Consider the following 21,504-nt stretch of genomic DNA (forward strand, 5'->3'; position numbering starts at 1 on the left):
GGGTTCGAATCCCCCATTCTCCGTTAGATAAACCCAGTGTTTTTCTAAACAACTATCCTTGGAGGTAGTCTCCAAGAGTAAATTTTCACTTGGTTTTATGCCACAAGATTACCATAAAAAACTACAATTGGATTTATCTCCAGTAGCCTATCTCAGCCAAACTGGGGAAAAAGAGGAACTACAGAAAATCCAATCTCACCTAGCCAGTCTCAATTTCAGCTATCCAGAGATGCACCACCAAATCCGCTCCCTATCTGGCGGGCAACAAGGTAAACTCCTACTTTTGGATTTAGTGTTGCGCAAACCAAACTTTCTCCTTCTGGATGAGCCTACCCGAAATTTCTCACCAACTTCCCAACCCGAGATCAGAAAACTATTTGCCTCTTATCCTGGCGGTCTGATCACTGTTTCACATGATCGACGTTTCTTAAAAGAGGTCTGTACGAGTATCTATCGTTTGACAGAAAATGGTTTGGAAGTCGTCGATTTACAAGATTTATAATTTTTGAACATAGCAAAAATCCAGAGAAATCTCTCTGGATTTTTTTTACATGTGTTTCAAGCGTTCGATTCGTTCTGAGATAGGTGGGTGGGTATAAAAGAGTTTTTGAAGCCCGCCACCTTTCTTAGGATCATTGATATAAAGAGCGCTGCTGGCATCGTCAACATGGTGATGCATCGGCTCGCTATTGTCCAACTTGCGCAAGGCATTGATCATCCCTTGAGGATTGCGGGTCAGCTCCACACTGGATGCATCCGCTAGAAATTCCCTCTGACGGGAAATGGCAAGCTGCACCAAGGTTGCTGCGAGAGGTGCTAGAACAATGGCTAAGAGAGAGATAATAAGCATGATAATCTCCAAACCATTTCCATCGCGATCATTATCACTCCGTCTGCGACCTGCCCCACCCCACCACATCATCCGTCCTGCCATACTAGACAGAAGGGTAATGGCACTTGCAAGGGCAACAGCAATGGTCGAAATGCGGATATCGTAGTTTCGGATATGACTGACTTCATGCCCCATAACAGCTTCTAGCTCCTCACGATTCATGATAGCTAAGAGACCCGACGTTGCTGCTACTGCGGCATTCTGCGGATTCGAACCTGTTGCAAAGGCATTTAAAGAAGAATCCTCAATGATGAAAACACGCGGCATAGGAATCTGGGCCACCATGGCCATATCTTCTACTACATGGTAGAGGTCTGGTGCCGTTTGCTCATCAACCTCACGCGCCCCATTCATAGACATGACAATCTCTGTCGATTGAAAGATCATGGTCAGAGCGTAGATAAGACCGATGATCAAGGCAATAATCATGCCACCAAGACCTGAGCGCATGAAGAGATAGCCAACCGCATAACCAACCAAGGCCAAGAGTAGGAAGAAAACCAGCAACAAAATCCAGGTTTTTCGTTTATTGCTCGCAATTTGATCAAACAACATCTTAGTCACCTAAACCGCTAAAGTCAACTTTAGGAACTGCCTTTTCCTCTTCAGGCGTTTGAAGGAAGTCTGCAGCTTTAAAGCCAAATAGTCCTGCGATGATGTTGCTTGGGAAACTTTCAAGTTTTACATTGTAGTTGCTGACAACACTGTTGTAGAGTTGGCGTGAATATGAAATTTTATTTTCTGTATTGGTCAACTCTTCTTGCAATTTGATAAAATTAGCACTAGCTTTCAAGTCTGGGTAATTCTCTGCTACTGCAAAGATACCAGAAATCTGGCGGGTAAGGGCATCACTGGCCTTCATAGCTTCTGCCGGTGAAGTTGCTGCGGCTACTTGTCTACGAAGTTCTGTCACTTTTTCCAAGGTAGAACCTTCATATTTCGCATAGCCTTTGACTGTTTCAATCAAGTTTGGGAGGAGATCATTACGACGCTTCAACTGAACATCGATCTGGCTCCAAGCCTCCTTGGTCTGCATACGATTTTTAACCAAACCGTTATAGCTAACAATCACAAAAATAACAATCAGAGCCAAAACTCCAAGAATAATCCAAGTCATAATCTTATTCCTTTCTGCTTTTAGATTACTACCAGTATATCAAAATTTTAACGAATATGGTAAAATAAGATGATACTAGAGAAGGAAACTACTATGAAACCAGAAACATTTTACAGCCTACTAGCTGAGCAAAATCTTCCACTTTCGGACCAGCAAAAGAACCAATTTGAACGGTATTTTGAGCTCTTGGTCGAGTGGAATGAAAAGATTAACCTGACCGCTATTACAGACAAAGAAGAAGTTTATCTCAAACACTTTTATGATTCGATTGCACCCATCCTACAAGGCTTGATTTCAAATGAAACTATCAAACTTCTTGATATCGGAGCAGGGGCAGGATTTCCCAGCCTTCCTATGAAAATCCTCTATCCTCAGTTAGATGTAACCATCATTGATTCGCTAAATAAGCGCATCAACTTCCTCCAACTATTGGCTCAGGAGCTGGATTTGGACGGTGTTCACTTCTACCATGGACGGGCAGAAAACTTTGCCCAAGATAAGAACTTCCGTGCCCAGTTTGATGTGGTGACGGCTCGTGCGGTTGCCCGTATGCAGGTTTTGTCTGAGCTGACCATTCCCTATCTTAAAGTTGGCGGCAAACTATTGGCACTCAAGGCCAGCAATGCTCCTGAGGAATTGCTAGAAGCCAAGAATGCCCTCAACCTCCTCTTCAGCAAGGTCGAAGACAATCTCAGCTACGCCCTACCAAATGGAGATCCGCGCTACATCACTGTCGTCGAAAAGAAAAAGGAAACACCTAACAAGTACCCAAGAAAGGCTGGCATGCCCAACAAACGCCCACTTTAAAGAATTTACAAAATCAACCTCGCTCTCGTATTTCTGGGCTCGGGAAAAATTCGTTTACAAAACGAATTTTTTCTGCTATACTATCCTAAGCAAAGGTTTTTAATGTCATCCTGTGAGGTGACGAAGGCGCAGATTTATATAAATTTTTAAAAGATAACTATTTTTTAAAAAGTCTTACTCTGAGGGCCTATTGCTGCAAAATAATGGGCTCTTTTTTGGTGCCCAAAAGTGAGGTTTTTATGAAACAGGAATCAACTGTTGACTTGTTACTAGACGTTGATCAACGTCCTTCTGTTGGTAAAGGAATTCTTCTAAGCTTCCAGCACGTATTTGCCATGTTTGGTGCAACCATTCTCGTTCCCTTAATTTTGGGAATGCCCGTATCGGTTGCTCTCTTTGCATCCGGTATTGGAACACTTATCTACATGATTTCTACTGGCTTTAAGGTTCCAGTTTATCTAGGTTCTTCATTCGCCTTTATCACAGCTATGTCTCTAGCCATGAAAGAAATGGGAGGCGATGTCTCTGCTGCCCAAACTGGAGTTATCCTGACTGGTTTAGTTTATGTTCTTGTAGCAGCAAGTGTTCGTTTTGCAGGTACAAAATGGATTGATAAACTCTTGCCCCCAATCATTATCGGACCTATGATTATCGTTATCGGTCTTGGTCTTGCTGGTTCTGCTGTAACGAATGCTGGACTCGTAGCAGACGGAAACTGGAAAAACGCCCTTGTAGCCGTTGTTACATTCTTGATTGCCGCCTTTATCAATACAAAAGGAAAAGGTTTCCTTCGTATCATTCCTTTCCTCTTTGCCATCATCGGTGGGTACATCTTCGCTATGATGCTTGGTTTGGTTGACTTTACCCCAGTCCTTCAAGCCAATTGGTTTGAAATTCCTGGTTTCTACTTGCCATTTAGTACAGGTGGAGCCTTTAAAGAGTACAACTTGTACTTCGGTCCTGAAACAATCGCCATCTTGCCAATCGCTATTGTAACCATTTCAGAACACATCGGAGACCACACAGTTTTAAGCCAAATCTGTGGCCGTCAATTCCTGAAAGAACCAGGACTTCACCGTACGCTTCTTGGTGATGGTATCGCGACATCTGTATCAGCCTTCCTCGGTGGACCAGCTAATACGACTTACGGCGAAAATACAGGGGTTATTGGGATGACTCGTATCGCTTCTGTCTCTGTTATCCGTAACGCGGCCTTCATCGCCATTGCTCTTAGCTTCCTAGGGAAATTCACTGCCTTGATTTCAACCATTCCAAATGCTGTGCTTGGTGGCATGTCCATCCTTCTCTACGGAGTTATCGCCAGCAATGGTTTGAAAGTTTTGATTAAGGAACGCGTTGACTTCAGCCAAATGCGTAACCTCATCATCGCCAGTGCCATGTTGGTACTTGGACTTGGTGGAGCTATCCTCAAACTTGGCCCAGTTACACTTTCAGGTACTGCTCTATCAGCCATGACAGGAATTATCTTAAACTTGATCTTGCCACACGAAAATAAAGACTAATCATCTATACACAAAAAATCCACTCGATTGAGTGGATTTTTTAGTTACTTACTCTTTATTTCCAACAGTAAATCTTTCAATGAAATAATGGTCACGGCTAGTAAAATCATAGCCATACCGACAAAATCAATCGCATAAAACTGTTCCTTCATAATCAGAAAGGCAAAGAAAACGGCAGAAATTGGTTCTATGGAAGCTAATAAACTAGACTTAACAGGGCCTATCAGACTAGCTCCCTTTAGGAAAGCTGTATAAGCAAAGACCGTTCCGATGATGATAATCCCAGCAAATGCAAAGAGAAAATCTAGACTAGTCGGTATGCTGGCCTGTAAGACTCCTGTGAAGGGAATAGCCACTACACCAGAAATAACCATCCCGACACCAATCACCAACATGCTTCCCCACTTCTTAATCAAAGCAATAGGGAGGATAATATAGAGGGCATAGGTCAAGGCTGAAAAGAGGCCCCAGAAAAGACCAGCAGGTGTGACCGACAACTGGTCAAGTTCCCCATGCGTTGCAATAAGAAAAGTTCCTCCAATTGCTAAACCAATTGAAATAATCTCTGCCAGAGTCGGCGCCACCTTATCCTTGATGCAGCTATAAATCAAAACCCCGACAGGACAAACATACTGAAGCACCGTCGCCGTTCCTGCATTGGTCTCCTGAATAGCAGACAGATAGGCAAATTGGTTGAGAAAAAGACCAATCAGAGCAAAAATAAGAAGAGACAGCAGACTCTTTCTATCCTTTAAAAAGGCCAGCGTTTTATCCTTTCCAGTAGAATAAGCCAAGACCATGAGTACCCCCCCCCCGGCGATTAAAAGACGCAAGTCGGTCAAGACCAGAGCCGAAATCCCGTGTGCCATCAGGTATTGGCCACTGGTTCCAGACAAGCCCCAAGCAATCCCCGCCACTACTGTATACAGAGTTCCTTTTACGGTTTTTGACATACTTCTTCCTACTCCTCTTGACGAATCATTTCCATCACTTGGTTTCGATCGACTATCCACTGGGCACGCTCATCCTTCTCATACGTTCGATTGGATAAAAAGATAGCCGCCTCCTGCTTCTCTCGATTCCACATAATGAAGGTACCAGTATAGCCCGTATGGTCGAGCCAAGCTCCTTCCAGATTCCATGATAGAGACCGCTCCTTATCATCTAAAGGAGAAAAATTTCGGCTCAATTCTGCTGCAAAATCATCTTTCAAATAATGTTCCAGAAAAATCTGCAAATCCTTAACAGTCGAAAACAAACCAGCACTTCCTGCGTGTTTCCCTAATAGACGGGCTTTGGGATCGTGAATGTTTCCGGCCTCCACCCCTCTCACTGTTGGTACAGCTTGCTCAACAGGACCAAACATCGTTTCCTTCATCCCCCATGGTTCCAAAACTTGTTTTTTTATAATCTGATCCAAGTCTTGGTTAAAGATTTTTTCCAAAAGAAAGCCCAAGAGTAAAAAGTGAACGTCCGAGTATAGGAAGGCTGGCTGATTTCGTCTGTTGAGGTGAAACATGGCTTCTCTTAATTCCTCTGCCCTTAACTTGTCTCGATTGGGAATAAAGGGGTCCAAGTCTGTGGCATGGGTCAGAAGCTGCCGTATAGTGATATCAGGATAATCACACTCCGGTAAAAAATCCGTTACCGGTCGATCAATATCGAATGTGCCCTGCTGCCACAAGAAGGTAAAAACCGTCCCCACTCCCACGACTTTACTCACACTGGCTAGATCATAAACCAAACCACTTTCTGTCTTCAAGTCTCGTTCTGGATCACTCAATCCTAGATAAGACTCTTTCCATTCACCATCCTTATAATATGCAAAAGAGGCCCCGGGATAAATCCCTGCCTCAATTTGATTTTCTATTTTTCTTAGAATTTTTTCCCACTTCATGCTTCTTCAAACCACAATTCAATGTTATTGGTATCTTTACCAAGGAAGAATTTTTCAGACTTAGGGACAAAGTAGCCTGTCTTTTCAAATTTCTGACGAAGACTGGTTAGATCAAAATTCTTGACTAAAAATTTTAACATCGTCAGGTCCCAAGTGACATTGTTTTCAACAGCCAAATCTGGTCCTTGTCCTTTAGTAAAGGTAATTACTGGCGCTACTCCTTCGGGATCAAGTAAACTCTCTGTCCCTTCAGGCAAACGCAACTCCATAGAAACCTCAAATTGGCTCACGTATTTTATACTTGTATTTGAATAAAATTCAGGAACAGTTTCCAGTGGAACCAAATCTCTTATATCATCTTCTGCATGAACAAGGATCACATCCTCTTCAGGAGAAACAATCTCAAAAGCATACCCACGGTTTCCTTTAAATAGGCGAGGAAGAGACTTCATTTGAGAAAGAAGGGCCTCGATTTCAGAAGGATTTTCAACCTTTATCAAGAGTCTAGCTAGCTTCTTAAGTCCTTCAACTCTGCGTGTTCGCATGCTTGGAGCCTCTTCTAAAATCAATCTCTCCGTACCTGTCTGGTCGCCTAATGAAAGAAAGGCAGACTCTTCCAGCAAAGGTTTCATCCCCAGGGTTTCAATGTAAAATCTTTCATTTAATTTTCGATTATTAACTTTTAAAGTCGGAACGATCCGAACAATCTCATTCACATTCATAAATTCCTCCAACTCTTTTATTTTAAAGGATTTTCGAATATTTTACAAGCCATATCTATTTTATTTAGAAATTTTATAACAAAAAACTGGGATACCCCAGTTTCATTTCTTATAGGTAAAGTAGTTTAAATAGTGCTACTGCCGCAATACCCGCTGCAATTGGAGCTACAACTGGAACCCATGCATACCACCATTTTGAATCACCCTTATGTTGACCAAGAACTGATTTTGGAAGGAGTTCGTGAAGAAGACGTGGTCCGAAGTCACGAGCTGGGTTCAAACCAGGTCCAGTAGGTCCACCAAGTGAAGCTACCAAAGCCAGCACTAGGAAACCAAGTGCCAAGTGTGCAATTCCAAGACCTGGTGCCAAAAATGGAGCGGCTTGGTTTTTTGCTTGCTCAAGCGCTGCTGTTACTTGTTCTTGAGGGATTGTTGTTCCTTGCGCTGCAGCTTGAGCTACTTGGTCATTAATTGTCGCCTGAGCTTTCGCCACTAATTCAGCACCAAAGAAGTTTTTAGTCAAACCAAGTGCTGCAAAGAAAAGAACAAATGAACCTACAAACTCATTGAGGAAGCCATTAACAGTAGCTGCAAAACGTGATTCTTTTGTACCGTGGTCGATGCTTGAAATCGTTGAGAAGGTACCCAAGATATTGTTTGGGTTTTCTGTTTTCAAGTAGTAAGGACGGTGAGTCGCTACAACCAAAGCTTGACCGAAGATTGCTCCCAAAACTTGTGCTAGGATGTAAAATGGTACTTGCTCCCAAGAGAAAAGTCCACTAACAGCAAGTCCAAGAGTGAAAGCTGGGTTGATGTGGTTTCCTGATACGTTACCGAACATCAAGGCTGGGATCATAACCCCCATACCATAACCAACCGCGATAACGAGCCAGCCACTTTGGTGACCTTTCGTACCTTTAAGTTCAACGTTAGCAACTGCACCATTACCAAGAATGATCAAAATAGCAGTTCCCAAGAATTCTGTGGCATATTTAATAGCCCATGTAAAATCCATTTGATAGATTCTCCTTAAATTTTTTTAGACAATCCTTATTCTACCAATTTTTAGGCCTTTTAGCAATATCTTTTCTAAAAGAATCTACGGAAAACGCTTTATTTAACTTATCGTTAAGAAAAGGAAAAAAGAAGTCAAACTCCTTTCATCCTTTTCATTAATCTTGACGTTGACCAAAGTCTACAATCATCTGCTCCATCTCTTGACGGCTTGGAGTTGTCAGCATATAAAGGTAGTCCCCTTGTAGCTCTGCAAAGGCTGCTGGCATGATTTTTTTGACCTTGAATTGCTGGCTGTATTTGGCAAGAAGGTCCTCTTCTGAATAAACATAGTTGGCATTGGCACGACGTGATGTAGCTAAACAGTATTGAGGTTCAAACTCTGATGCTGGAAACTCTTCTCCTGCGACAATCGCTGCATAACCTCGGTAGAGATCCAAGGAGTGAGCGAAGTTATAAACATCAATGGTAAAGCCACCTGCAGGACGGTTATTGTACTCAATGGCAATGTAGTCGTCCCCGTCGCGGAAAAACTCGATATGGAAAAAGCGCTCTTTCATACCAAATTCCTTGACTATGGCCTCACCATACTTGCGCAGTTTGGGATCCATATCCTTAAGCACATAGTAGGAATTGTCCATCTTATAAATCATGAGATCAAGTGGAGTATGGGCATAATCAAAAGTCGTTGAAAAGACGATGTTGCCATCCTTGTCCACAAGTCCGTCAAAGGTACAGATTTCGCTAGAAGTGACAAATTTTTCAAAGAAATAAACGGTTGAATGGTCCCATTCTTGCTTGAAGTGATGGATATCGTCTTCTGTCTCAAGCTTAAAGGTTGCTGCTGCTCCCACTCCGTTATCAGGTTTGGCAATCATTGGTAGACCGATTTCTTTCACTGCTTTATCCACATCTGCTTCCGTCTGGATAACAGCTCCAGGTACCACAGGGACACCTGCTTTTTTGAATAGTTTCTTCATCTCAGACTTAAACTTGGTCTTTTTGAGATCCTCCGGTTTGGCACCAAAAACATTGAATTGTTCTCTGAGTATTGCGTCCAGCTCAAGCCAGTATTCATTGTGGGACTCGATACGGTCGATAGGTCCATGCTTGTAGAAAAGAAAGGCTACAGCACGTTTGACTTCGTCTATGTTCTCAAGATTGTCTACACGGAAATACTCAGTTAGGCTATTGCGCAAAGGCTCATCTAGTTGTTCGTAAGGCTCCTGACCAATCCCCAAGACTGTAATGCCTTTATTGGCTAGCTCGATGGTAAACTGTTGGAAGTTTTGCGGATAGTAGGGAGAAATAACAAGGTAATTCATAGGCAACTCCTTTTATAGATACAGGTGTCCAAGAAAATAGGGCATTTGTTTACGCCACCATTCCCAGTCGTGGGCGACATCGTGTCCCCATTCAGCAAACCAGGCTGGAATTTGTTTCTGGTCAAAGGCTTCTTTAAGCTTGTAGAAAGATGGTAGACCGTCTTGTTCCCAGGCACCAAGGCCCGTACAAATGACGATTTCTGCCTGACGGTAACGATCGATAAACCATCCGTCGTTTTGATTCCAGATATAATCTACAGGTGAGTTTTGGTAAATAGCATCATCATTGTAGTAATCGCCAACGAAGAAACGTGCGTCGTAAACACCGCTGAGGGCAATTACCTTGGTAAAGACATCTGGATGCTGGAGAAAGAAATTGAGTGCATGATAGGCCCCCATCGAGCAACCTGTCGTCATCATGCCATCAAACCAACCTGTCTTATGCTTGATAAAAGGAATGGCCTCCTCAATCACATATCGTTCGTAAGCTCGATGCATCTCCGCCTGGTCATGACTATTTTTCCAAGTGGCCAACCAGCTCTCACTGTCAACGCTGGATAGGGTAAAGAACTGAACACGACCTTCCTCGACAAAGGAAGCACAGGCATCAATCATGCCAAAATCATAGTATTCGTTGTGACTGCCACCAGATGAAGCAAAAACCACAACTGGGATTCCTGCATATCCATAACGGTTGAGGTACATTTCACGATTAAGATTGCCACTCCAGTGGCTAAGGTTTTCAATATGCATTGGCTTTCTCCTTTCTTAACTTACCATTTCTCCGCAAAAAATCGGAGACAGTCTGGTAAATTTTCCGACCAAGGTATTTCACTATGGATAGCACCAGACTGAACTTTCAAGACAAGATTATCCAAGTGTATTCCACCTGCAATCAAATCATGATAATAACGAAGCGACGAGTCGATATAGGCTTGCTTGATATTGCCAGCCATTAGGGTCTTGTCCGTATCGTCTGCTTCTTCTGTTCCTACATAGATGAAAATGCGCTGTTCAGGCGTCAATTTCTTACGCTCGATATAGCGGTTAAAGGCTTCTTGGTGAAGCCAATTGGCAGATGAGAAGACACCTAGACAACCAATTCGGTCTTGGTACTCTAGTCCGATAAACTGAGTAATATTGCCTCCTAGTGACGAACCAATCATAGCCGTATGCTGGCGATCAGCTTTGGTACGATAGGTTTCATCGATAAAAGGCTTGACCACTTCCATGACAAACTCGGCATACTCCACACCCTTACCGCCAAACTGTTGACCTGGGATAGGAGATTCTTGGAACTTCCAAGCAGCGTACTCATTCATCCTCCCCAAGCCATCATTGTCAATAGCAACAACAATCATGCGACTGATGTCAGGATTTCGCTTAATAGCTGGAATAATCTTCCAAGAGTGACCGATATAGGACTCCTTGCTGTAAAAGACATTTTGCCCATCATGAAAGTAAACAACAGGGTAAAAACGGTCTGTGTCTTTCTCGTAGTCCTTTGGCAGGAGCACACGCACACGACGCTCCTTTCCTGTATAAGGAACTTTGAGTTTGTGTTCTTTCATTTTTAAGTAAAAGTAGGAATGATTCATTGTCAGAAAACTCTCTATATTCAAAATTTTATCTCATTATACCATAAAAATAGAAAAAAAGTCAGTAATTGTCCATTTTAAGGGATAAATAACTAACTTTTCTCACTTAATATTCTAAATTCTTCTGGTTTTTCTGATTAGAGGAGATTATCAATTAACTCATCGACAGCATCTTTTTCAGCTTGTGGTGTAATCTTCGTGATCATAATCCCTGCCACTGCACGCTCAACCAAACCTTCAACATCCATCCTTTTTTCATACTGCTCAGCATTCTCTATCTTAGGATTAGTCTTAGGACGATCAGGCGCAAAAATAGTACAGCAGTCCTCAAAAGGCTGAATTGAAATTTCAAAGGTATCGATTTCCTGCGCGATGTCAATGATTTCCAACTTGTCCATCGTAACCACGGGACGAATAATTGGAGTGCTAGTCACAGCGTTGATAGTCTGCATGCTTTCCAAAGTTTGGCTCGCTACTTGACCAAGACTTTCCCCATTGATGATAACTAAACCATTTCGTACCTCACGGATACGGTCGGTAATGCGCATCATAAAACGACGGGTCAAGGTCATAAGGTAGGCTTCTGGCGCCTTAGCCTTGATTTCCTCTTGAATCTCAGTGAAAGGCACCTCAATAAACTGGATATTGCCACCAAACTTGGTCAATTTCCGAGTCAAATCGTGGGCTTTCTTGAGGGCACCAGGACTAGTATATGGCGGGCTAGCAAAGTGAACCGCCTCAATATCTACCCCTCGTTTAAGAGCTAGATAACCTGCTACAGGTGAGTCAATCCCTCCTGACAACATGAGCATGCCTTTACCAGAACTTCCCACAGGTAATCCTCCTGCTCCACGAAAGGTTTCATAGGAAAGATAGGCAGCCTCCTCACGAATCTCAACCTGAAGATTAATATCTGGATTTTTCATCTGAGCTTGCACGTTTGGAATAGCCTCGAAAACAGCACCACCAAGAGTTTGATTAAGTTCACGACTATCCAATTCGAAGTTGTGGTCGCTACGCTTACTAGTGATTTTAAAGGTCATCCCTTCCTTATAGATTTCCTTCATAATCTCTTGGACAGCTGATTTAAGGACTTCTACAGACTTTTCAACTTTATAAACGGGAGAAAAGTTTTGGATCCCAAAGACTTGTTTGAGAGATTCTGCTACTGCTGTATAATCAGCTCCATTCAGGTAAGCGTGGGCACGGTCGCGGTCTGCGGTTACCTTAACTTGAGGATAGATGGACAAAACGTCCGAAATATTATTACGAAGTTTATTGATGAAACGCATACGATTTTTGTGTTTGGTTGACAATTCTCCGTAACGAATCATAATTTCTGAATACTGCATAAATGCTCCTATCTTACTTTTCTAGTTTGATTGTAAATTAATTTTAACTTGGTCAAAAACTGCTCGACCTGACTCATGTCATTTTCCAGGTCTAGGCTTAGACGCACAGCTGACTGGGCCTTATCCTTGTCCACTCCCATGGCAATCAAGGTCCCAGCAGGTTTTCCAACCTTGGACGAACAAGCAGAGGTTGTGGAAATGAAAATGTCATAGTCTTCAAATGCATGAACGATGACTTCACCACGAACACCCTTAATCCCAAAAGTCAGGATATGAGGGGCAAAGTCTTCCTCATCTGAAAAGACAAAAATATCTGGATAATCCAGAAGGGCTTGACGAATGACTGCCTTCATCTGGCTTGTCTTAGCAGTAAATAAGTCTAGCTTTTCCATAGCCAAACGGAGAGCCTTGGCTGTTGCTGCGATCCCTGCCACATTTTCAGTTGTCGAACGATAGTCTCGCTCCTGACCACCACCAGTTAACAGAGGCGTAATCTTCTTACCAGACTTGATATAGACAAATCCAACACCTCTGACACCATGAAACTTATGACTCGAAAAGGCTGCGAAATCCACTCGATCTGTCAGATAGTTTTCAGTCGGAATCTTAGCGAGTGCCTGAACCGCATCAACGTAGAAAGAAATAGTTGGCTTGTCTGCCAAGAGTTTTGAAACAGCTTCAATGGGCTGGATTGAGCCGATTTCATTGTTAACTGCCATGATGGAAACGAGGATCGTATCAGGTCGTATCAAATTCGCTAGAGCCTCAACATCCACAAATCCTCTGCTATCAACTGGGGCAATATCCACCTCAAAACCTTGACTTTTCAGCCAAAGGGCTGATTCCTTGACTGCTGGATGTTCAATAGCTGATACGATGATGTGCTTGCCAAACTGGGCTTTTTCAAAGGCCACCCCCTTGATGACCCAGTTATCTCCTTCTGTTCCACCAGAGGTAAAGAAGATTTCATCACTCTTCTTCCCAATCAAATCTGCAATTTGCTGCCGGGAAGCATCTAAAATTCGTGTTGCCTGATCTCCCAAACGATGGAGACTAGATGGATTTCCTACAATTTTTGAAGCGACCTGCATGTAAGTTTCAAGTGCTTCAGGATAAGGCTTGGTTGTCGCCGAATTATCAAAGTAGATCATGTTTTCTCACGCTTTCTAAAATCACTCCTTCTATTGTATCACGAAAAGAGACCTGCGACAAGAAAGGGAGGTTTCTCTTTTTTTAAGATTTTTTTAAAGAAATGAGGTATAATAAATCATAATCAAAGGAGAGTATCATGTCTAACTATCGTAGAACTTCTAATAAATCAAAAACAGAACACATCAAAAAGGGATTTACTGTCTTTCAAAAAACGATTGCTACCATCGGTAGTATCCTTGGTCTCATCACCGCTACTATCACCATCATGAACGCCATGGACAATAACAAAAACAACAAAAAAGAACCGACGACAACTCAAACAACTGTTGTCAAGGAAATTCAAAAGGAAGCCCCTCAGGAAAATACTACTCCTAACAGGGACAACACTTCTACTAAAGAAAATACCACGCAAGAAGAAACTTCTCAATCCAATAAAAAAGAGGAGAAAAAAGAAGAGAAGAAAACAACAACTCAGGATCCTTCTACACCTTCCTCAACAAAAGAAACAAGCGATAACGGAACACAGTCAAATACGACGAGTTCTGAAACTAAAACGAACCAGTAAGCACAAAAAATAACTTCTTTCCAAATTTGGAAAGAAGCTATTTTTTTATTGTTGCAATACTTTTCGTGGTTTGGTTCCTTCAGCTGGGCCAATAACACCGGCCATTTCAAGTTCTTCCATCAGGCGGGTCGCACGGTTAAATCCAACCGACAAACGACGCTGAATCATAGAAGCACTAGCTTTCTGCGTCTCGATAACCAGAGCCTTAGCTTCCTCAAAAAGCGGATCGCCACCAGCTTCACCGTCAGAGAAATCTCCTTCATTATCTGGAACGTCTCCTGGGTCAAAGCTATCATCGTAATCTGCATCAGCCTGAGCCTTGATGAAGTTTACGATACGTTCAACATCATCATCCGAGATAAAGGACCCTTGCAGACGGACTGGGTGATTTTCATCAATTGGTTTAAAGAGCATATCTCCTCGACCAAGCAATTTTTCAGCGCCATTCTCATCCAAGATGGTTCGTGAATCTGTTCCCGATGAAACTGCAAAAGCCACTCGTGATGGAACATTGGCCTTGATGAGACCAGAAATGACATCAACCGATGGACGCTGCGTTGCAAGAATCATGTGAATCCCTGCAGCACGTGCCTTCTGTCCGAGACGGATGATAGCATCTTCCACTTCCTTGCTGGCCACCATCATAAGGTCAGCCAACTCGTCCACAATGACAACAATCAAAGGCAGGGGTACTTGTTTGTACTCAGATTGGCTATTGAATTCCTCGACCTTAGCATTGTAACCAGCGATATTTCGCACTCCAACCTTAGCGAAGAGTTCATAACGGTTTTCCATCTCATCCACCACCTTTTGGAGAGCCTTGCTGGCCTTGCGTGGATTGGTCACAACTGGAATCAAAAGGTGAGGAATGTCATTGTAAACGGATAACTCAACCATCTTTGGATCCACCATCATAAACTTGACCTGATCTGGTCTTGCTTTCATCAGAATGCTGGCGATAATACCGTTAACTGCGACTGACTTCCCTGATCCCGTCGAACCTGCAACAAGTAGGTGGGGCATCTTGGAAAGATCAAAGGTTCGAGCCGTTCCATTGACAGCCTTACCCAGAGGGATTTCGAGGAGATTTTCTGGTTTAGTCTGAGACTGTTCCCAGAGTTCGCGGAAAGATACAGTCGCAATTTCAGAGTTAGGTACTTCAATTCCGACTAAGGATTTACCAGGGATAGGAGCCTCAATCCGAACATCCTTGGCTGCCAGAGCCAGCGCTAAGTCGTCTGCTAGATTAGAAATGCGGTTAACCCGTACACCGACTGCTGGTTTGACTTCATACTTGGTAACTGATGGTCCAATTTCAGCCCGTTCTACCGTCACCTTGATACCAAAGCTAGCAAAGGTTTCTTCTAGGATTTTGATATTTTCTCGAACAATCTTCTTTTCCTTGGACTGATCTTTGGGTTTATCTGGCGCAAAGAGTTGCAAGCTTGGCAGTTTGTATTCAAGGGCTTCTTTGGCAGAAAAATCAACCTGCACCTCTTCATCCTCAAAGTCTTCTTCCACATCTGGAACTTCAAAATCAGCTTGAGGAAGGATAATCTCCGGTTCAATCCATTCTTCCTCAGGAATTGGGGGGAGATCGTAGACTGGTACTTCTGATAAGATTTCTCCAGTTTCAGGATCTACAGGAGGAAGTGGTAGCGCATCCTGTTCTTCTTGTTCTCTCTGAATTCTTGCTGCTTCTTCAGCTTCTTGACGTGCCTTCTCTTCTTCTCTCTTGATGAAACGTTCTTGTTTTCTCTGTTCCTGTTTTTCCATGAATGATCTGAACTGCGCTCCAATAAAGGCTGCAACATCATAAATAGACCAAGGACTAATCAGGAGAATCCCAACTAAAATAAAGAGAATCCCAATAAAGTACGATCCGATATTGGAGAAAAGAAAGGCAATGGGGATATAAAGTCCGACACCAAGCAGGCCTCCACCAGCAAAACTAGTCACCCGCATGCCAGTCAGGTCCGTCATAACTTGAGACAAGGTCCCTTTTAGAACTGCCTGCTCTAAACCAAATTTCCAGACAAGATAAGCCTCAAAAATTAAGAGTAAGCCAGCGAAGATACAGAGAAATCCTGACAGAAGTCCTTCTTGCTTACGGATCCATTTAAATAGAAAAAGGTAAATGAGGAGGGCACCAATGGCCACATAGGCCAAACTTCCAACCACCAGTCGAATGAGATTATAAAGGGTGATACCCGCCGCACCAAGCTTGAGGGCTGCAATAATCAACAATAAGGCAATCCCTAAGGAAATCAACATCCTCTGAATAGCCTGTTTTCTTTCGAGTTCTGCTTTAGACGGTCTCCGTCTTGTTTTTGTAGTATTCTTGTTTGCCATTCTTCTATTATACCATATTTCACAGCCATTTCGAATAGAGAAAAAGATTGCACCAAATGGTAACAATCTTTCTATTCTAATCCTTTTTATGCTTGTGGTTTGCGTAGAGAACCATAAACCACACCACTTACAATTGCTCCAATCAAGACAAAGACAAGGTAAAGAAGAGCATTTGAAGTAAGGGCGATGACGAAGATGCCTCCGTGTGGTGCCATGAGTTTGATGCCTGCAAGACCAACGAGACCACCTGCTACTGCTGATCCAAGAACGAAGCTTGGGATCGCACGAGCTGGATCAGCGGCACCAAATGGGATCGCTCCCTCGGTGATAAATGACAAGCCCATGATGATGTTGGTCAAACCAGAGTTACGTTCTTCTTTGGTAAATTTATCTTTGAAAAGAAGGGTTGCAACAAAGATAGCAAGTGGTGGAACCATTCCTCCAGCCATAACTGCTGCCATGGCTACAGAACCACCTGAAGAAACAGTCGCTGCAAGCGTGCCTGTACCAAAGACATAGGCTGCTTTATTGACTGGTCCACCCATGTCAACAGCCATCATACCACCAAGAACGATACCGAGAAGGACAGCTGAACCTCCTCCAAGACCGCCTAGGAAGTCATTCATAGCCGTGTTAATTGCTGCCATTGGGATGTTAACAGCTAGCATAACAAATCCAGTCAAGATTGTTCCAAGAAGTGGCAAGAGAAGGATTGATTTAGCACCTTCAAGTGAACGAGGAACTTTAACGTATTTCTTGATAGCAAGAACTAAGGCACCTGCGATAAATCCACCTACGAGGGCACCGAGGAAACCAGATGAGACACCTGCAAGAGTTGAAGTTGCTTCACCACCTGCTGCATAAGGGATTTTACCAAAGGCAAAACCTTCTTTGGCTATTGCACCAGCCACAAAACCTGCTACCAAACCTGGTTTTTCAGCGATAGAGTAGGCAACGTATCCTGCAAAGACAGGGAGCATCAAGCCAAAGGCCGCGCCACCGATTTTCATGAACATAGAAGCTAGCTCATGGTAGGATCCGAGATTGCCAAGACTATCTTGTGGCACACCCATAGCACCATCAATCAAGAAAGCAAGGGCAATCATGATACCACCACCGATAACGAATGGCAACATTTGAGATACACCACTCATCAAGTGTTTGTAGAAGGCACCACCAAGACTTTGTTTTTCATTAGATGCTGTTGCAGCTTTTGCTCCATTAGCAGCACGATAAACTTCAGCATCTCCTGAAAGAGCCAGGTTAATCAATTCTTCTGTTTTACGGATACCGTCAGCAACTGGGCGATTGATCAATGGTTTGCCATCAAAACGATCCATTTCTACTGCCTTGTCTGCTGCGACGATAACAGCTTTAGCCTTGCGAATGTCCTCTGCAGTCAATTGGTTCCCAACACCGCTAGCACCGTTGGTTTCAACCTTGATACCAACACCCATTTCGGCAGCCACTTTTTGAAGGGCTTCTTGGGCCATGTAAGTGTGGGCAATACCTGTCGTACAAGCTGTAACAGCTACGATAAAGTCGCCAGATTCATTGACAGGTGCTTGAACAGGCTCCTCAGCTTTTTCTGAAGCTTGGTCAAAGAGTTCGATAACTTGATCTGCAGATGTTACTTGACGAAGTTTGTCAGCAAATCCGTCTTTCATCAAGTATTGAGACAATTCTGCCAAGGCTGCCAAATGAGTATCATTTGCACCTTCTGGAGCAGCAATCATGAAGAAGAGGTCTGTTGGTTGCCCATCCAAACTCTCATAGTCAACACCCTTGTTTGACTTAGCAAAGAGAACTGTTGCTTCTTTAACAGCAGAGTTCTTGCTGTGAGGCATAGCAATTCCGTCACCCAAACCAGTGGAAGTGAGAGCTTCACGCGCTAAGATTCCTTCTTTAAAGGTTTCAAAATCCGTCACATAACCGTGATCTACCAAACTTTTAATCATCTCTTCGATGACAGCTGTTTTTTCAGTTGCCTGTAAATCCAGCAACATGACATCTTTTCTCAATAGGTCTTGAATTTTCATCGTTTTTCTACCTCAACTTTTTCATATGTTTCTTTAATAAATTCCTCTGTTGCCAAGTCATCCGAGAAGGTAGTTGCTGTTCCACAAGCTACTCCCCATTTGAAGGCCTCTACTGCATCTTTAGATTTGACAAATTCACCTGTAAACCCAGCAACCATTGAGTCGCCAGCTCCCACTGAATTTTTGACCGTTCCCTTGATAGGTTTTGCGAAGTAAGCTCCCTCGGATGTGACAAGAAGTGCACCGTCTCCAGCCATGGAGATGATAACGTTTTGAGCTCCCTTGGCCAGTAACTGACGAGCATAGTTCTCGATTTCATCTAAACTTTCAAGTTTCACTCCAAAGATAGCTCCAAGTTCGTGATTGTTTGGTTTAACCAAAAGTGGCTGGTAGTCCAAACTATCAATCAAGGTCTGTCCTTCAAAGTCACATACGACTTGCGCACCAGTCTGGCGTGTCAAGGCAATCAAATCCTTATAGATAACATTGCCTAGGTTCTTAGCACTCGAACCCGCAAACACAACCGTATCTTCTGCTGTCAAACTAGATAAAATAGTTTTCAATTCTTCTAGCTGAGCTGGGTCAACAGTTGGACCAGTCCCATTGATTTCTGTTTCTTGGTCTGCTTTAATCTTGACATTGATGCGAGTATCTTCTGCTACTTGGACAAAATGAGTTTCGATTTCTTCCTCTGTAAGGATATCTGTAATAAATTTACCAGTAAAGCCTCCGATAAATCCAGTCGCCGTGTTTGGAATATCCAAGCGTTTCAAAATACGACTGACATTGATTCCTTTCCCGCCAGCAAACTTATCATCACTGTCCATACGATTGACACTACCGACTTGAACTTGGTCCAAGCGCACGATATAGTCAATGGATGGATTGAGTGTGACTGTATAAATCATACTTCTATTACCTCCGTTTTCTTCTTAATAGCCTGCAAGAGCTCATGCCCTTGACTTGTGATGACAATAGCGCGTTTAAGTGGTGCTACCTTGGCAAAGCAAGTTTGTCCAATCTTAGACGAATCCACTAAGACATAGGTTTGTTTGGCATTCTCTAAAATAGCACGCTTAACGGCTCCCTCCTCCATATCAGGAGTCGTATAATAACCATCGTCTACACCATTCATCCCAACAAAGGCACGGTCAAAGTGCAATTGATTGATTTGGTTAAGAGCAACACCACCGATACATGCATCTGTTGCCATCTTGACACTTCCTCCAACCATGACAGTTGGAATCTGTTTTTCAACCAACTGAACCGCATGGTGAATGGAGTTGGTCACAACTGTAATATTCTTATTAACCAATTCCTTGATTAAAAAAGCAGTTGTCGTTCCAGCATCGATAAAAATGACATCTTTTTCCTTAATAAGAGAGGCTGCTTTCTGAGCCAGTAGCTTCTTCTCTTGAAGGTTTTTGACAGATTTTTCTTGGATGGTTTCTTCTTCCTGCAAGGAGTGGGGCAATTCTGCTCCACCATGCACACGGCGAAGTTTGTTTTCCGCCTCCAGCTCATCCAAATCTCTTCGAACCGTTGATTCTGATGTTTCTAATAGACTAACCAATTTTTCTAGGGAAACTACATGATGTTGATTTAACTCCTCTAAAATCAGTTGCTTCCGCTCAGTTTTTAACACCAAATCACCTCCTGTTATCGTTTACACTATTCATTCTAGCACAATTTCTATCAAAGTCAAGCATTTTTTATCATTTTCTTTCAATTTCTATCATTTTTCTTATTTCCAAAATTTTTATTGCAAGATAAGTGGCTTTATGGTAGACTATTTGAGTAAGTATTGGAAGATTACTCAAGAGGCTTAAGAGGCCGTGTTGGAAACGCGGTAGGCGTGTAACAGCGTGCGTGGGTTCGAATCCCATGTCTTCCGTAGAAAAAAGAAAAACTGCACCTCAATGCAGTTTTTTTATCGTTCTAAGAACAATATCTAGAAATGAAAGGCTGAGTTACTCTAACTATCACACTATTTTTTTCTGTATCCTTCCCTATCCTAGAATCACTTTGATTTCATAAAAAAACAAGTAGTTTATTAGGACTACTTGTTTTTCTTCTAAATCTTGTGATTAGATATTGCTTTTATCTTTTTTATCTGAAGATTTGTCTGTTGATTTATCAGTGGATTTGTTTGAAGATTTATCAGAAGACTTGTCTGTTGATTTATCATTAGACTTAGTTGAGTTTTTACGGACAATTTTATCATAACCTTCTGTATCATCAAGCAACTCTGTCGCCAAAGTACGGTAATCTTCTTGAGAAATCAGCCAGTTTCCATCCTTATCCTTTGTTAATTTGATTTCAGTATCAAAATCACCAGTAGTGAAAGGTGTATGAGCTAAGTTAGGGTCAACGTCACTGTAGGTTGAGAAATCTTTCTTAAATAGATGCTCAAAAATCCAGTAAGAAACCAATGTTTGGTAACGCTTGATGTCAACGTTTGAACCAGCTTGATTGTATTTACCTAGGTTATCAACACCTCCAATAAGAGTAGTGAGAACTTCCCTTGTAGATGAAGCCAATCCTTTAGAGTGTAACTTCTTAGAGTTGAAAGTAACAGTCGCTGTATTTCCTGATTCATCAACCTTCACGTCTTTAACAGTGTAAGAACCGATATCTTGATATAATCTACGTCTCATCTTCAAGAAACCTGAAATGGTTTCTTCTGGAGTTTCTACAGGGAAATCTTTGTGCCATTGTACTGAATAGGTAGATGCAGGTGAAAGCCCTTCTTCTTTGATTTTTTCACTTGTTTGTACAGCAAATACTGCCTCACTCCATTTTTCATAAGTGTCGCCATAAATCTTCTTAAATCGAGCAGAGTCGCTAGTAAGAACTGAGTCTAAGAGAATCTCAGCATCTTTTGTAACTTTTTCTTTAACTTCTGCAGCTTCATCTTTCTTCTCAACTTGTTCCGTATTCTCCTTGTTATCAGAAGAAGCTTCAGATGACTGATTAGAAAATACAGAACATGCACCCAAGACAACTGTTGAAAGTGCTAAGATACTTAGTAACTTGATCTTTTTCATGTTTCACCTCTTTATGAAAATTTACTCTTGGAGACTACCTCCAAGGATAGTTGTTTAGAAAAACACTGGGTTTATCTAACGGAGAATGGGGGATTCGAACCC

Annotated in this window: 19 protein-coding genes, 1 tRNA gene and 1 pseudogene; 5 read left to right on the forward strand and 16 right to left on the reverse strand. The window is 42.5% G+C overall.

Going from position 1 to position 21,504, the window contains the following annotated elements:
• Window positions 1–73: 73 nt before the first annotated feature.
• A pseudogene (locus GMD4S_RS04670) lies at window positions 74–502 on the forward strand (ATP-binding cassette domain-containing protein); the annotation flags it as partial.
• Between the two features lie 45 nt (window positions 503–547).
• Here the strand turns inward: GMD4S_RS04670 and htpX are convergent.
• Both htpX and GMD4S_RS04680 read right to left on the reverse strand, forming a co-directional pair.
• The gene (gene htpX / locus GMD4S_RS04675; RefSeq protein ID WP_000895754.1) at window positions 548–1,447 is read right to left on the reverse strand and encodes a zinc metalloprotease HtpX; all 900 of its coding nucleotides are present in this window, start codon (window positions 1,445–1,447) and stop codon (window positions 548–550) included.
• Between the two features lies 1 nt (window position 1,448).
• Window positions 1,449–2,009 (reverse strand): LemA family protein, encoded by a 561-nt coding sequence (locus GMD4S_RS04680; RefSeq protein ID WP_000219838.1) that lies wholly within the window; start codon window positions 2,007–2,009, stop codon window positions 1,449–1,451.
• Between the two features lie 93 nt (window positions 2,010–2,102).
• Here GMD4S_RS04680 and rsmG point away from each other — a divergent pair, with 93 nt between their 5' ends.
• Together rsmG and GMD4S_RS04690 are read left to right on the forward strand one after the other, a co-directional pair.
• Window positions 2,103–2,816 (forward strand): 16S rRNA (guanine(527)-N(7))-methyltransferase RsmG, encoded by a 714-nt coding sequence (gene rsmG, locus GMD4S_RS04685; RefSeq protein ID WP_000801955.1) that lies wholly within the window; start codon window positions 2,103–2,105, stop codon window positions 2,814–2,816.
• Window positions 2,817–3,055: 239 nt separating this feature from the next.
• Window positions 3,056–4,339 (forward strand): uracil-xanthine permease family protein, encoded by a 1,284-nt coding sequence (locus GMD4S_RS04690; protein WP_000808290.1) that lies wholly within the window; start codon window positions 3,056–3,058, stop codon window positions 4,337–4,339.
• Window positions 4,340–4,383: 44 nt separating this feature from the next.
• Here the strand turns inward: GMD4S_RS04690 and GMD4S_RS04695 are convergent, their stop codons facing one another.
• The 9 genes from GMD4S_RS04695 to GMD4S_RS04735 all read right to left on the reverse strand — a co-directional run bounded on the left by GMD4S_RS04695 (window position 4,384) and on the right by GMD4S_RS04735 (window position 13,398).
• Window positions 4,384–5,292 carry a DMT family transporter gene (locus GMD4S_RS04695; RefSeq protein ID WP_000047997.1) on the reverse strand — a complete coding sequence of 303 codons (909 nt, stop codon included), beginning with the start codon at window positions 5,290–5,292 and terminating at the stop codon, window positions 4,384–4,386.
• Between the two features lie 8 nt (window positions 5,293–5,300).
• Entirely contained in the window at window positions 5,301–6,236 is a 936-nt protein-coding gene (locus GMD4S_RS04700) for a serine hydrolase domain-containing protein (protein ID WP_000870773.1), read from the reverse strand.
• Window positions 6,233–6,958 (reverse strand): CppA N-terminal domain-containing protein, encoded by a 726-nt coding sequence (locus GMD4S_RS04705; protein WP_001102080.1) that lies wholly within the window; start codon window positions 6,956–6,958, stop codon window positions 6,233–6,235. Before GMD4S_RS04705 ends, GMD4S_RS04700 begins: the two co-directional genes overlap by 4 nt.
• Before the next feature lie 109 nt (window positions 6,959–7,067).
• A complete protein-coding gene (gene gla / locus GMD4S_RS04710; RefSeq protein WP_000348113.1) occupies window positions 7,068–7,973 on the reverse strand; it encodes an aquaglyceroporin Gla in 906 nt (301 codons plus the stop codon).
• A gap of 157 nt (window positions 7,974–8,130) precedes the next feature.
• Window positions 8,131–9,297, reverse strand: a complete 1,167-nt coding sequence (locus tag GMD4S_RS04715; protein ID WP_001108609.1) for an ATP-grasp domain-containing protein — start codon at window positions 9,295–9,297, stop codon at window positions 8,131–8,133.
• A 12-nt stretch (window positions 9,298–9,309) separates the two neighbouring features.
• Window positions 9,310–10,050: an esterase family protein gene (locus tag GMD4S_RS04720; RefSeq protein WP_000546821.1), complete on the reverse strand. Its 741-nt coding sequence runs from the start codon at window positions 10,048–10,050 to the stop codon at window positions 9,310–9,312.
• Window positions 10,051–10,070: 20 nt separating this feature from the next.
• The gene (locus tag GMD4S_RS04725; RefSeq protein ID WP_001016811.1) at window positions 10,071–10,895 is read right to left on the reverse strand and encodes an alpha/beta hydrolase; all 825 of its coding nucleotides are present in this window, start codon (window positions 10,893–10,895) and stop codon (window positions 10,071–10,073) included.
• Between the two features lie 137 nt (window positions 10,896–11,032).
• Complete coding sequence (gene thiI, locus GMD4S_RS04730) at window positions 11,033–12,247, reverse strand: tRNA uracil 4-sulfurtransferase ThiI (RefSeq protein WP_001200094.1); 1,215 nt, start codon at window positions 12,245–12,247, stop codon at window positions 11,033–11,035.
• Between the two features lie 8 nt (window positions 12,248–12,255).
• Window positions 12,256–13,398: a cysteine desulfurase family protein gene (locus GMD4S_RS04735; RefSeq protein ID WP_000638936.1), complete on the reverse strand. Its 1,143-nt coding sequence runs from the start codon at window positions 13,396–13,398 to the stop codon at window positions 12,256–12,258.
• Window positions 13,399–13,535: 137 nt separating this feature from the next.
• Here GMD4S_RS04735 and GMD4S_RS04740 point away from each other — a divergent pair, with 137 nt between their 5' ends.
• Entirely contained in the window at window positions 13,536–13,964 is a 429-nt protein-coding gene (locus tag GMD4S_RS04740) for a DUF6556 family protein (protein WP_000073955.1), read from the forward strand.
• 45 nt (window positions 13,965–14,009) lie between these two features.
• Here GMD4S_RS04740 and GMD4S_RS04745 read toward each other — a convergent pair whose 3' ends face one another.
• From GMD4S_RS04745 to GMD4S_RS04760, 4 genes are all read right to left on the reverse strand, one after another.
• Window positions 14,010–16,316, reverse strand: a complete 2,307-nt coding sequence (locus GMD4S_RS04745) for a DNA translocase FtsK (RefSeq protein ID WP_001284601.1) — start codon at window positions 16,314–16,316, stop codon at window positions 14,010–14,012.
• An 86-nt stretch (window positions 16,317–16,402) separates the two neighbouring features.
• Window positions 16,403–18,355, reverse strand: a complete 1,953-nt coding sequence (locus GMD4S_RS04750; protein WP_000701471.1) for a PTS fructose transporter subunit IIABC — start codon at window positions 18,353–18,355, stop codon at window positions 16,403–16,405.
• Window positions 18,352–19,263 carry a 1-phosphofructokinase gene (gene pfkB, locus GMD4S_RS04755; protein WP_000640792.1) on the reverse strand — a complete coding sequence of 304 codons (912 nt, stop codon included), beginning with the start codon at window positions 19,261–19,263 and terminating at the stop codon, window positions 18,352–18,354. The genes GMD4S_RS04750 and pfkB overlap by 4 nt, the downstream gene beginning before the upstream one ends.
• Window positions 19,260–20,000 (reverse strand): DeoR/GlpR family DNA-binding transcription regulator, encoded by a 741-nt coding sequence (locus tag GMD4S_RS04760; RefSeq protein ID WP_000920647.1) that lies wholly within the window; start codon window positions 19,998–20,000, stop codon window positions 19,260–19,262. Before GMD4S_RS04760 ends, pfkB begins: the two co-directional genes overlap by 4 nt.
• Before the next feature lie 161 nt (window positions 20,001–20,161).
• Here GMD4S_RS04760 and GMD4S_RS04765 point away from each other — a divergent pair.
• Window positions 20,162–20,249, forward strand: a tRNA-Ser gene (locus GMD4S_RS04765).
• Window positions 20,250–20,442: 193 nt separating this feature from the next.
• Here GMD4S_RS04765 and GMD4S_RS04770 read toward each other — a convergent pair.
• Window positions 20,443–21,402, reverse strand: a complete 960-nt coding sequence (locus tag GMD4S_RS04770) for a hypothetical protein (protein ID WP_000721420.1) — start codon at window positions 21,400–21,402, stop codon at window positions 20,443–20,445.
• Between the last annotated feature and the right edge of the window lie 102 nt (window positions 21,403–21,504).

This window comes from Streptococcus sp. GMD4S (genome assembly GCF_000296955.1).

What these genes read in the sequence shown, in the direction of transcription:
- gla (WP_000348113.1), bottom strand. Translation starts at nt 7,973, where the DNA reads ATGGATTTTACATGGGCTATTAAATATGCCACAGAATTCTTGGGAACT.
- GMD4S_RS04705 (WP_001102080.1), bottom strand. Translation starts at nt 6,958, where the DNA reads ATGAATGTGAATGAGATTGTTCGGATCGTTCCGACTTTAAAAGTTAAT.
- GMD4S_RS04735 (WP_000638936.1), bottom strand. Translation starts at nt 13,398, where the DNA reads ATGATCTACTTTGATAATTCGGCGACAACCAAGCCTTATCCTGAAGCA.
- GMD4S_RS04770 (WP_000721420.1), bottom strand. Translation starts at nt 21,402, where the DNA reads ATGAAAAAGATCAAGTTACTAAGTATCTTAGCACTTTCAACAGTTGTC.
- thiI (WP_001200094.1), bottom strand. Translation starts at nt 12,247, where the DNA reads ATGCAGTATTCAGAAATTATGATTCGTTACGGAGAATTGTCAACCAAA.
- GMD4S_RS04750 (WP_000701471.1), bottom strand. Translation starts at nt 18,355, where the DNA reads ATGAAAATTCAAGACCTATTGAGAAAAGATGTCATGTTGCTGGATTTA.
- GMD4S_RS04740 (WP_000073955.1), top strand. Translation starts at nt 13,536, where the DNA reads ATGTCTAACTATCGTAGAACTTCTAATAAATCAAAAACAGAACACATC.
- GMD4S_RS04715 (WP_001108609.1), bottom strand. Translation starts at nt 9,297, where the DNA reads ATGAATTACCTTGTTATTTCTCCCTACTATCCGCAAAACTTCCAACAG.
- GMD4S_RS04725 (WP_001016811.1), bottom strand. Translation starts at nt 10,895, where the DNA reads ATGAATCATTCCTACTTTTACTTAAAAATGAAAGAACACAAACTCAAA.
- pfkB (WP_000640792.1), bottom strand. Translation starts at nt 19,263, where the DNA reads ATGATTTATACAGTCACACTCAATCCATCCATTGACTATATCGTGCGC.
- GMD4S_RS04680 (WP_000219838.1), bottom strand. Translation starts at nt 2,009, where the DNA reads ATGACTTGGATTATTCTTGGAGTTTTGGCTCTGATTGTTATTTTTGTG.
- GMD4S_RS04700 (WP_000870773.1), bottom strand. Translation starts at nt 6,236, where the DNA reads ATGAAGTGGGAAAAAATTCTAAGAAAAATAGAAAATCAAATTGAGGCA.
- GMD4S_RS04745 (WP_001284601.1), bottom strand. Translation starts at nt 16,316, where the DNA reads ATGGCAAACAAGAATACTACAAAAACAAGACGGAGACCGTCTAAAGCA.
- GMD4S_RS04695 (WP_000047997.1), bottom strand. Translation starts at nt 5,292, where the DNA reads ATGTCAAAAACCGTAAAAGGAACTCTGTATACAGTAGTGGCGGGGATT.
- GMD4S_RS04690 (WP_000808290.1), top strand. Translation starts at nt 3,056, where the DNA reads ATGAAACAGGAATCAACTGTTGACTTGTTACTAGACGTTGATCAACGT.
- htpX (WP_000895754.1), bottom strand. Translation starts at nt 1,447, where the DNA reads ATGTTGTTTGATCAAATTGCGAGCAATAAACGAAAAACCTGGATTTTG.
- rsmG (WP_000801955.1), top strand. Translation starts at nt 2,103, where the DNA reads ATGAAACCAGAAACATTTTACAGCCTACTAGCTGAGCAAAATCTTCCA.
- GMD4S_RS04720 (WP_000546821.1), bottom strand. Translation starts at nt 10,050, where the DNA reads ATGCATATTGAAAACCTTAGCCACTGGAGTGGCAATCTTAATCGTGAA.